Origin of the sequence: Mucilaginibacter sp. KACC 22773, from assembly GCF_028736215.1 — a bacterium.
Taxonomy (GTDB): Bacteria; Bacteroidota; Bacteroidia; order Sphingobacteriales; family Sphingobacteriaceae; genus Mucilaginibacter.
Genome location: NZ_CP117883.1, coordinates 1,067,174 through 1,079,172, shown reverse-complemented (window position 1 = coordinate 1,079,172; position 11,999 = coordinate 1,067,174). Strand labels below are relative to the sequence as shown.

9 protein-coding genes are annotated in these 11,999 nt (G+C 41.2%); 4 read left to right on the top strand and 5 right to left on the bottom strand.

Annotated features, from left to right (window positions below; translation table 11 throughout):
* Window positions 1-86: 86 nt before the first annotated feature.
* Window positions 87-896, bottom strand: coding sequence for an alpha/beta fold hydrolase (locus PQ469_RS04750; protein ID WP_090643636.1), 810 nt, complete (start codon window positions 894-896; stop codon window positions 87-89).
* Between the two features lie 8 nt (window positions 897-904).
* Window positions 905-2,221: a GntT/GntP/DsdX family permease gene (locus PQ469_RS04745; RefSeq protein ID WP_274211910.1), complete on the bottom strand. Its 1,317-nt coding sequence runs from the start codon at window positions 2,219-2,221 to the stop codon at window positions 905-907.
* 354 nt (window positions 2,222-2,575) lie between these two features.
* On the opposite strand from PQ469_RS04745, the gene PQ469_RS04740 reads away from it, so the two are divergent.
* Both PQ469_RS04740 and PQ469_RS04735 read left to right on the top strand, forming a co-directional pair.
* Window positions 2,576-2,935, top strand: coding sequence for a response regulator transcription factor (locus PQ469_RS04740; RefSeq protein ID WP_090643628.1), 360 nt, complete (start codon window positions 2,576-2,578; stop codon window positions 2,933-2,935).
* 1,078 nt (window positions 2,936-4,013) lie between these two features.
* Window positions 4,014-4,385: a response regulator transcription factor gene (locus tag PQ469_RS04735; RefSeq protein WP_274211909.1), complete on the top strand. Its 372-nt coding sequence runs from the start codon at window positions 4,014-4,016 to the stop codon at window positions 4,383-4,385.
* Window positions 4,386-4,469: 84 nt separating this feature from the next.
* On the opposite strand, the gene PQ469_RS04730 is transcribed toward PQ469_RS04735, so the two are convergent.
* The 3 genes from PQ469_RS04730 to PQ469_RS04720 all read right to left on the bottom strand — a co-directional run bounded on the left by PQ469_RS04730 (window position 4,470) and on the right by PQ469_RS04720 (window position 6,731).
* Window positions 4,470-4,844 (bottom strand): hypothetical protein, encoded by a 375-nt coding sequence (locus PQ469_RS04730; RefSeq protein ID WP_274211908.1) that lies wholly within the window; start codon window positions 4,842-4,844, stop codon window positions 4,470-4,472.
* 77 nt (window positions 4,845-4,921) lie between these two features.
* Window positions 4,922-5,428, bottom strand: coding sequence for a GbsR/MarR family transcriptional regulator (locus PQ469_RS04725; protein ID WP_274211907.1), 507 nt, complete (start codon window positions 5,426-5,428; stop codon window positions 4,922-4,924).
* Between the two features lie 163 nt (window positions 5,429-5,591).
* Window positions 5,592-6,731, bottom strand: coding sequence for a hypothetical protein (locus PQ469_RS04720; protein ID WP_274211906.1), 1,140 nt, complete (start codon window positions 6,729-6,731; stop codon window positions 5,592-5,594).
* A 219-nt stretch (window positions 6,732-6,950) separates the two neighbouring features.
* On the opposite strand from PQ469_RS04720, the gene PQ469_RS04715 reads away from it, so the two are divergent.
* Window positions 6,951-10,070, top strand: a complete 3,120-nt coding sequence (locus tag PQ469_RS04715) for a tetratricopeptide repeat protein (protein ID WP_274211905.1) — start codon at window positions 6,951-6,953, stop codon at window positions 10,068-10,070.
* A gap of 36 nt (window positions 10,071-10,106) precedes the next feature.
* Entirely contained in the window at window positions 10,107-11,981 is a 1,875-nt protein-coding gene (locus PQ469_RS04710; protein WP_274211904.1) for a TonB-dependent receptor, read from the top strand.
* Window positions 11,982-11,999: the final 18 nt, after the last annotated feature.

Below are 11,999 nucleotides of genomic sequence, written 5' to 3'. Positions count from 1 at the left end.
GGCTATAAAAACGCCCGATATTACAACACTTCATTCAACTCCGCCCCGTCCCCACTATCAATAGTCAGCAATGCCCTACTCAAAGTTTATTTAAAAAACTCCATCACGCTGGCCGAAAACTGTACCGTTTTTGATGCAGCGTTATGGTCGCCAGGCACATAACTTAGTTTGGATGTCGCGATCATTTTATGTAATGCTGTTTCAGATCCGCCGTCATGATCTTCTGTGCCATTTATCAGCAATACCGGAATTTTCACTTTAGCCAATTCCTCCGGACTTGTTGACGGCTGATATTTTTGTTGCAAAGCCAATGCAGGTACATCAAAAGCCGGGTTACTATGAATATATTTTATCATACCATCCACATCATGAAAACTTGTATCGCCCATCAAGGCTTTGTATGCGTGCACGCGCCTTGGCCATTCGGGATTGGTATATGCATCGCCCATACCGCCCATTACCAATTTTTGCACCCGCTTATCCAGCACCAGTAACCGCGATGCGATGATAGACCCGCGCGAATAGCCCACCACGTTATATTTTTTGATCCCCAGGCTGCTTACCAACCCCATTATGTCTTTAGCCTCGGCATCGTTAGCGTAACCAGCATCTGTATGCGGCTTGTCCGACTGTCCGTTGCCGCGTTGGTCAAGTACAATCACTTTATAACCGGCAGCAAGCAAATCGGGGTAAAGGTGCCCGTTTTTCCATCCCTGCCCAGTGCCCGAAAACCCGTGAATAAGCACAACCGGCATTCCGCTGCCCTTAACCTCGTAATAAATTTTTACACCGTCGGCCGCTGTATAAAAGTTTCCGGCCGCTTCCTGTCCAAAACCGGCAAGGTTTGCTGTAAGCGCTATTAACAATACTGTTATTAATTTTATAAGTTTTTTCATTACGGGCCTTACTTTACAAACTGGTTAATAATTAATACTCCCGCAAGGCCTGTTAATGAAACCAACGTTTCCATTACCGACCATGACCTGATGGTATCTTTTATGCTGATGTTAAAATATTCTTTAAAAAGCCAAAAGCCCGAATCATTAACATGCGAAAACGCCAGGCTTCCTGCACCTATAGATAGCACCATTAAATTAGGATCAACGTGACTTTTGGTTACCAATTTTACCAAAATTCCCGCCGCTGCAAGCCCGGCCACCGTTGCCGATCCTAAACTAACACGAATAATGGCCGCTATAACCCAACCTAAAAGCAATGGCGGCAGGTTCAAGGCCTTTAACTGATCGGCAATCTGATCGCTGGCGCCACTGGCGGTTAAAACTTCGCTTAAAGCTCCCGAGCCGGCAATAATAAGCAGTATGAGCGCTATGTCTTTAACAGCATCGGTATAATTACCGGCCAGGGTGCCCATTTTTTTTCCCTGTTTAATACCCAGCGTAAAAGTGGCCACCAGGAGCGCAACCAACATTACTATGGAAGGATCGCCAAGGAAAGCTATCAATTTTACCACGAAAGCATTTTTGATACCCAGGTACGGGAACAAGGCCGAGAGCATTAATAATATCACCGGCAGTAAGGCAGTAAGAAAACTATTTACAGCGCCGGGCAATTTTTCGGGCGGCAGTTCATCGGCCCTGAAAGTAGCCAAAGGTTCCGAAGGTATTTTTTTTAAAAACCGGGCAAACAACGGGCCGGCAATTATAATGGCCGGTATGGCTATCATCAAGCCATAAATAAAAGTTGTGGCCATGTTGGCATGAAACATAGCTACCAGCGCCGATGGCGATGGGTGCGGCGGTAAAAAACCATGCGTAACCGATAATGAGGCCAGCATGGGTAAGCCAATATAAACCGCCGGTAATTTATATTTATAAACCACCGAAAATATAAGCGGCACCATTAATACAAAGCCAATTCCATAAAAAAGCGGGATACCGATGATAAAACCGGCCGAAACCAGTGCCCACTGTATATGTTTTTGGCCAACCGCCCTAACCAATACTTCGGCTATTTTTTGGGCAGCTCCGCTAACGGCCACAAGTTTACCCAACATGGCGCCCAGGCAAATGATAATAAGCAATTTGCCCATAATATCGCCCATACCTTTTTGCACAGAGGCCATCAGCTTATTTATCGGAATGCCCAACATTAACCCCGCGGCTATAGCAACAATAAGAAAAGCTACAAAAGGGTTTACCTTGCCCCAGCTTACCAATAAAATAAGCAGGATAATACAAATAAGGATAATTGCTAACACCATTACATCAAATTGTTAAATTGGACACGTAGGCCAAATGTGATGCGACTAAAGTAGCAACTATATTTGATTTAAGCTTTTATGCAAACTGATAAATTTATGAAGATAACAGCCATTAATTATTTGCTTAAAAGCTGGCAAAAGCCTCAACTATCTTCTTCTTTTCTTAAAGAAAATTAATTAAAACAAAAAAATCACTAAAGCCATATTCTTTTTTTATGTCACTCTATAAAAAATGTTTAGGTTTGTGTGCTGATTTATCGTTAATAATGGCCTCCCCTACTGTTATTTTATTCAACAGCGTTAGTTAAAGATACTTTAATACATTTTAGGCCCTCTTCACCCTTTACGTTTACTATGTCAAAGCGTATTTTAGTATTAGACGATAATCAGGACATTTTAGAAATTGTCCACGAGACACTCACGTACGAACAATTTGAAGTACGCAGTACCTCAAACAGTGGGGACGTATTACCGCTAATAGAAGAGTTCGCTCCCGATCTGGTTATATTGGATTATCGCGTGGCCGGCACAAATGGCGGCGAAATTTGCAAAACAATCAAAGTGCATCCCAAATTTGGCAACACGCCCGTTATTATATTTTCGGCTTATTTAAGTAATGATGACCACCTTTTAAATTATGGTTGCGACGGCATTATCAATAAGCCTTTTGATCTTGTAGAACTTGTAGAGAAAGTTAACAACCTGATAAAATAATTGCCCCGCAACTGCGCTTCATCCCCACTATTTAAGCCGAAATATCACAGCTTCTTATTTACTTTTTACCGCGCTTTTAACAAGAATTTAAAAAGATTGTTTAAAACCTGATGTTTTTTCAAAAAAAAATTCTTTTTCGTTAAAAAAAATAAAAATAAGATAATAAACAACCTAAATGATTGAAATATTGTTAACAATCATATCTTTGTGATAGTAAAAACAAAACGTAATTAAATACAATAAACCCCTGATTGTATTATGGTTGTACAAATAAACCCTCAGCAAGGTACAAAGGCACCACAAAAAAAGAAGCCGTTGTGCCCAAGATGCAAGGCAGAACTCGAAGACAGGATCCCGAGAGGTTTTTTTGCCAGGCGTTTTTTATTTTTCCTTCCGATTAAAAGATACATTTGTTATCGGTGCCAACGCAAGAGACATGTTTTTTATTAATTTAACTAATAAAAAATAAACTAAAAGTATATAAATACTAACTTATTGGTAGTATTTGGACGTGGGGTACTGTTTTATACAGGCTAAATTGTAAATTGCCATTCCTATATTACTATGGCAGACGATCAAAATATCAGCGAAAAACCAAGAAAAGTATATTATTGCTCAAAATGTGGAACCCCTTTCCATTTTAAAATGCGCCGTGGCTGGTTTACCAAAAGGGTTTTGTTTTTTTTACCTATAAAAAAGTACTTCTGTGCCAGATGTAAAAAGGCAAGTTATATTTTTGCCAGGCAGGATGAAGCATAGTGTTAACCGCTGAATTTGGAGCCTCAAGTCAAATTTCCTTCTTTCTTATTTAAAAATGATGACTTTAGCAAAGGTCAATCATCAAATTTGAACCAAAGAATTAGTACAAATTGTTTCGTTTTTACAACATTCCCCATCTTTTCATTTCTTCATTCAGGTGTTTTTACATTTATTTTGAATTAAATTAAGTATAAGCACAATATTACACTGATTTAAAACTACTTATCAAGCTAATTTGGTATAACATTTGCTTATGTTCCACGTAAAGTTATTAATTAATGATTAATAACATTTTTTGAAGATACTAAAAGACAATACCATGAGACGGATATTAGCGGTTGATGATGATAAGGACATACTGGAGGTTTTACAATACATACTTGAAGAATCGGGCTACGAGGTTGAAACACTTTCAGACGGTCATTACCTTTTTGACAGGATCAGAAAGCATCATCCCGACTTGATTTTACTTGATATTATGCTGGGGGGCTTAGATGGACGTGAGTTATGCAAACACATTAAGGGCATGAAAGAAACCCATAACATCCCGGTTATTATGATCTCGGCCAGCCACAATGTTTCTGACAGGGTGCTCCAAACTAATGGCGGTCCGGACGATTTTATAGCCAAACCCTTTGACATTGATGTATTATTGCACAGTGTGAAAGCACGGCTCAACCATGCGGCCTAATGGTAAAAATAGCAGGTTAGCCAATCGCGCCCCTGCTATCTTGGGCATACGTAAGGCCCCAAAAGCACCTGTTTTCTATTACGTTTATTGAATATTTATATTAAAAGCCTTATCCCGTTTTGCGCGGCTACGTAGTTTAAAAAACACAACCAGGTTTAAAAAGTGCATACCTCCCAAAATTAAAATTATCCATCCCAATTTGTAGCTTAGCACCTCCACCACTACCTGTGCGCTGCCAATGCTACCTGTTTCTTTCAAAGTCAGGCTCATATACCCAATATTAACAAGGTAAAAGCCAACTACAAGCAATTTATTTACAGAGTCGGCCAATTCATTATTACCGTGAAAAATATCCACCAAAAAAACGCGGCCGTTTTTGAATAATACTTTGGCAACCCAAACAGTTAATGCAATGCTTACCAGCAGGTAAACAAAGTAAGTTAAAATAAAGTAGTTCATGATTTTGTGATCTGTGTTTATATATATTTAATTATTTAATTTTCAGAAAGAATTGAAATTAAAATTCAAAAAAAATGTTACTTGAACATTTTAAATATCGACCCGAAAAACCAACTTTCTTCTGCTTTTAGCATGGTATCCAAAGTTGTATTTACGTTTTTGGCCAGTTTATTAATGTCGTTTATTGATGTTTTAAAAGTTTTATAGGCGGGTTCATTTTCATCACCTTTAACTTCGGTTAATTGGGCAAGAATCTTCAAAACCGGGTCAAGCTCGCGTTTCTTGCGCTCTTCGGCCACACGGCGTGCAATTACCCAGGTATCTTTCTCGGCATAAAAAAACTCTTTCCGTTCGCCGGTTTTGTGCTGTTTTTCAACCAGCCCCCAATCAATCAAATCGCGCAGGGTCATATTGGCATTGCCACGCGATATGCTTAATTCAGCCATCACCTCCTCGGTCGTCAAAGCATCGGGCGATACCAGGAGCAGCGCATGTACCTGTGCCATAGTGCGGTTAATGCCCCACTCCGAACCCAGCTTTCCCCAGGCCTCAATAAACTTCAGCTTCGCTTCTGCCAATTCCATGCACAAATATAGATAAGTTTTCAAACTTTCAAAAATAAATGAAATTAGATGTGCAGATTTTAAATGTGCAAATTACAGATGATTTTGATTTGCATAGCTGTATATCAGTTCGTTAATCTGCACATCTGAAATTTGCATATCTGCACATCTGAAATCTGCACATCTAAGGCTTAAGTTCTTTATCAATCTTCTTATTCCACTCCTCCTGCACGCTTACATTAAGCCCGTGGTTTGTTTCGTCATCATACTGTTTTTGCAGGTCGTTCATTTCCCTGAACGAATCGAGGTAATCTACATTAATCGGGCCGTCATAATTGTCAACCGTAAGTCTTTCTTTGAGCAAATGCTGCTTAAAATGCTCCATCACCAGCTTTACAATATCAAAGTGCCTTTGCTCGTGATTTAAATTATAAGGAGTACGGCCTCCATCCTTTACCCAGCAAGCGCTTTTGGGCAAATATGGTTTTAGGTTTATGTGCACGTTAATTATTCCCTTAACGACCTCCACATGCTCTCCATAAGCTATGCTCGGGAAAACTTCAGCTTCATATTTACTGGCAAGGGGCCTTTGCTGAAAATCGTCCCAACTTAAACGCCGCTTGGCCGAATAGTAAATAGTGTCGCCTTCGGGTTGTTCGGCATAATCACTAAAAATTAATTTTACACCTTTGGCCAGCTTAATATTGCCCCCAGCTTGTTTATCTATCCAGCTATTAAAATACAACAGCCCCGCCCGTAACGAGTTACTTAACAGCCCGCCCACATCCATTTGCTGCCCTGTGCCCCTGGTATAGTTTGCCCCCCCGCGGTAATCAATCAGCCGCAGGTCATCATCATCCTTTTTTAACCAAAATGATAAAACAATACTCAATTTGCCTTCAACTTTACCTCCCGGCTGCAGAGTTTCATCTACCATTAGTTTTTTGATATGGATAATAACCGGCCTTAATGTTTTATCGGGCGGCAGGCTTTTGCCCATATATTCTTTAACTGCCGGTAGCGTACCCCCTACCAGATCAACCCTGTATTTTGGTGTGGCTGGGGTTAGCTGCGCAGCAGGTAAAAGCCAGGCTACAGCACCGCGGTCATCCCGGTCATCCACAATCCCGGCAATGTAAAACTCGTTGGCCGGCAATAAAAATTGCGGGGCGGTTAAAACAATTGGCCCGTTTATTTTTTGTGCATTACAAAACAACGGAAAAAACAAAATGATTAACAGCTTAAGTCCTTTACCGGCAAAACGGTATATCCTGGCCGACACCAAAATCGAGCGACACACGCAAACAAACATATTATCAAACACGCTTAAAGTTTTAAAAAATTGCAGTGATTTACACTAATTGGTTATTTTGGGCAAACGCCCAATGGCTGTGGAACAATCAACAATTTTAAAGTTTTCCACACACATATCATCTTTAGTATTACCTTCGTTTTATAAACGTGTTTTCCACATTTGTTAACTACTTGTGTTAATTAGCCATTTTCGTTTCGCTAATTTAGCATCATCGTTAGTATGCGCTTTATGATCAAAAAAAGATACATCCCCCTGCTAATTCCTGTTTTTATAGCTTCAACCGCTCTGGCACAGCAAAATCCATCTACCCAGGTTTACCGCACTTACCATACCGCCATCGACCTGATGAGTAAAGGAAAATATGCATCTGCGGCCGAGCAATTCCGGCTATTAGAAACTGCCCGGCTAAAAACTACCAACCAGCCCAAATTCGAGTCGGATTTGTCGCTGGTAAAAGAAAACAGCCAGTATTACGAAGCCTTTTGCGCTCTTAACCTTAATAATGACGATGCCGAAAGCATGTTTCTGCGTTTCATTAAAGAACATCCTGAAAATCCGCTTACTAAACTGGCTTATTTCCAGATAGGCAAATCATATTTTAAGCAGGGCAACTACGAAAAATCAATTGAATGGTTTGATAAAGTACAGGCCGGCGAACTTAACGGCCATGATAATACCGAGTATAAATTTCGCAAAGGCTACGCTTATTTTTCGTTAGGTAATTATAAAGAAGCCCAATTGCTTTTTGCGGAAGTAAAAGCCAAAAAAACCGAATTTACCGAGGATGCAACTTATTACTTTGCCTACATAGCCTACCTCAACAAAGATTACCACCTGGCATTGGTAAACTTTGAGCGGTTAAAAAAATCAAAAAAATACGAAAACAGCTACCCTTATTACATTTCGGCAGTTTACTTTTTAGATAAACGCTATGACGATGTAATAAACTACGCGGTACCTATTGTTAATAACACCCACCAGCAAAACGAAACCGAAATGCTGCGCATCATTGCCGCATCGTACTTTGCCAAAGGCAATTTTGACAATGCTGTTAAGTACTACGGCCGTTTCCAGGACCGTGACCAGGGGCGTACCCAAAACACACAGGATAGCTATCAGATAGGTTACACCTTTTACAAGGTGGGCAACTACGCCCAGGCGGCCAGCGAACTTGAAAAACTGGTGGAGCAAAAAGATGTATACAGCCAAAATGGCAACTACACCTTAGGCGATGTTTTCCTGAAAATGAACAACAAGCAAAGTGCACGTAACGCTTTCCTTAATGCATCAAAGCTTAATTACGACAAGCAATTACAGGAAGATGCCTTGTATGAGTACGCCAAGCTATCATACGAACTGGATTTTAATACCGAAGCCCTTGCCGCCACGCGTTTATATCTTAAAAACTATCCGCGCTCGCGCCGTAATGATGAGATGAAGGTTTTATTAGGCGAAGAACTGCTAAACTCCCGTAATTATAAAGAAGCGGTTGACATCCTGGAACCCATCCCCAATAAATCAGAAAGTGCTCAGATAGCTTATCAAAAGGTTACCTATTACCGTGGATTGGAGTTTTATAACGAGCGCGCCTTTGAAAACGCCATAGGTATTTTTCTTCGGTCGCTAAAAAACCCTATCGACCCAAAAACCGCAGCCCTTACCACTTACTGGATGGCCGAAGCCATGTACGAGGTACGTAAATATGCCGAGTCGGTTGAAACCTTTGAGCGGTTTTTAGATATGCCCGAGGCTAAGGAAACCGAAGTGGCCAACTATGCCAACTACGCCGTGGGTTACGCTGCCTTTTATGGCGAGCAATACAAAAAAGCAGCTAACTATTTTGAAAAGTTCCTGGCCGGCGACGTAAAAGACGAAAGTACCCAAAACGACGCGGTAACCCGTATTGGCGATAGCTACTTTGTGCTTAAAAGCTACGGCAAAGCGCTTGATTACTACAACCGCATTATTGCCAGGCATAGCCAGGGCGAAGATTACGCATTGTTTCAGCGTGGCATGATCCAGGGATTGCAGGGCTCGTTGGATACCAAGATAAGCACGTTGAACGATGTGCTGAACAAATTCCCAAATTCTGATTATGCCGATGATGCGTCGTTCGAGATAGCCTACACTTATTTCCTGAAAACAAACGGCGATAAAGCCAAAACAGATTTGCAGGCCATGATTCAGAAATACCCGCGCAGCAGCTACATCCCGCGTGCGCTGGTTACTATTGGTTTAATTGATTACAATGCCGGTAATGATGATGTGGCCGTTGAATCATTCAAAAAAGTGATCCAGGATTACTCATCAACCGATGAGGCTAAACAGGCGCTTAAACAGATAGAAAAAATTTATACAGACAAAGGTGATGCCCAAACATTTATTAGCTATGCGGCTACCACACCAATAGGTAACTACACCGCTGCCGACCAGGAAAGCATTATGATAACTGCTGCCAACAACCTTTATTTAAAAAACGACTGGCAAGGCGCGTTAGGTGCCGTAAACGCTTACTTTGATAAGTTCCCGGGCAAGCAGATTTACGAAAAACAAGCAAGGTTTATAAGGGCGCAAAGCTTAACCAACCTGAACAGGACACAGGAAGCAGTAGTGGACTATAATTTGATATTAAACGACTGGACAAGCGCCTACAGCGAAAAATCATTAATAGCGATGGCCAAGCTTTACATTAGCCAGCAAAAATATAACGAAGCAGTGGTATTTCTGAAACGGTTGGAAACCAATTCAGAATATAAGGCCGATTATACCTTTGCCATTAATAACCTGTTGCTTTGCTATGCCGAAATGAAAATGCCGGACGACGCGCTGAACTATGTAAAACTGGTTAGAGAAAACGATAAAACCGCGCAGGAAGATAAATTCCGCACAGGTTTATATGCAGGTAAGGCTTATTTGCAAAGGGGCGATACAACCACCGCAATTAAGGAATTAAACTACACCATAACCAACACCAAAACAGTTGCCGCAGCCGAAGCAAAATACAATGTAGCACAGGTGGAGTATTTAAAAGGCCGGTACAAAACATCGCAAAAAATGTGTTTTGACCTGGCTAAGGAGATGCCAAACTACGATTATTGGGTAGCCAAAACATATATTTTATTAGCCGACAACTACCGGGCCCTGAAAGACAATTTCCAGGCTAAAGCAACCCTGCAAAGTATTATTGATAACTATAAAGCCGATGATGATATACTGCCAACGGCCAAACAAAAACTGGATGTGTTAAACGGTGGCAAATCAAGCAAAAATGCCGCACCTGTAGTACCTGATACCGGCGACAATAAAGCAGCGCCTGCGGATACCACCAAAACCCCAGCCCAAAACTAACAGGATAACGAAGAGTAATATAAAAGAAGACAAGCAATGAAATTAAGATACACCTATACGCTGCTTACCTTAATAATAGCATTATACTTTGTTCCTGCACAAGCGCAAACAAAGAAACATGCAAAAAAGGCAACAGTAAAAACAGTTAAAGCCAAAACGCCGGCCAAGGCACCCGCAAAACCTGCAACAAAAACTACTGTTAAGAAAACCGATGCCGGTGCAAAAAAACTGGGTGATGTAGTTAGCAAAACCAGCCAGGATACTACTAAAAAGGGTGGGGCCAACGGCAACAATCCCGCAAACGGCGGAAGTTTATCAGAAGAGATTGTGGTAACTACTGCCTATAAACCGGTTTTAGCCGATGCGGTAAAAATTCGCCGTAATCCTGACCTGGAAGATAAAGTACCTTTTAAGGCGCCGTTGGCCTATGCCCCGTTGGATAAAAAACTGGAGCAGGATTCGGAAATTAAACGCCTTGATGCCCAAAAACGGCCTGCCGAGCAGGACTCGGTATTGCTTAACAACTATGTTAAAGCAGGCGTGGGTAGCATGAAAACCTTGTTTGGCGAAGCGTATTTTGGTAACGGCCGCGACCAGGCTTTACAGGTTGGCGGTTTCCTGAAACACCTTTCGCAATCGGGTTCATGGGATAAGCAAACCGAAAGTAAAGACGAAGTTGGAGTATTTATCAAAAGCATCAATTCAGAAAACACCATTAGCGGCCGTATTAATTACAAACGCCGTGGAGTTTACTTTTACGGCCATCCGGATTCAATTCCTTTAACCTTTACCCCGCAAAAGCAATATTTTAATGATATCAGCGGCGAAGTTGAACTGGCCAAAAACTTTAAGAATGTTGAAAACGACTTTACCTACTCGGTAAAACTAAACGGTTATTCTTTTAGCAATGCGTTTAAAGCGCGTGAGAGTAATATTGTGCTTTCGGGCTTCGTAAACCAAACTATTAAACAGTTTTACACCGGCCTTGGCGCTTCAATTGATGTTGCCAATCCAAAAGATAGTGCTTATAACTTAAACAACAGCATTCTGCGGTTAAACCCTTATATTAAATTCCAGGGTACCAACTATAAAATAGACGCGGGCGTAACCATCGCTAAAGAATTTGGCGATTATGACCGCTTTTTTGTTTTCCCTGCAGCAAAACTCGAGTACCAGGTAATTCCTAAATATGTACGCCTTTTTGTTGAGGCCAAGGGTGATGTAAACAGGGCATCTATTCGCGATTTTGCAAATGTAAACCCATATATCAATCAAAATATAAAGCTTCAAAACTCCGTTGATCAATTGGATATCAGCGCCGGCTTAAAAGGCACGCTGGCACCCGGGCTTAGCTTTAAAGCTGCAGTGTTTCGCAACAGCGTAAAAGATATGGCCTTATTTGTAAGTACCCAAACCACTCAGGGTTACAAGTTTGATGTGATATATGATAAAGGACGGTCGCGTGTAAGCGGTTTTAATGGCGAGCTTGATTTTAAGGCAACTGAAGATGTAAACATTTTTGGCCGCGTGGAGTTTAAGGACTATAAAATGGCCACAGAAGCGCAAGCCTGGAACTTGCCTAAGTTTTTGTTAACAGCAGGTACTGCCATTCATATTAACAACAAAGTAAGCATTACCGGCTCATTATTGATAAGGGGAACCGCCTATGACAGGCCATTCGGCATAACACCGGGGCCGTTGGGAACGCCGACACCAAATACAACCCTGTTAATGAAAAACCGCGAAATTACGTCATTTGCCGATTTGAATGGCGGTGTTGAATACCGGGTTACACCCGTTATTACAGTATTTGCGCAGGCAAATAACATTTTAAACTCAGGTTATCAAAACTGGGTATACTATCCTAACTATGGATTTAATATCTTTGGCGGCGTTGGTTTCTCATTTTAAGATATCAACTTTGTAGTA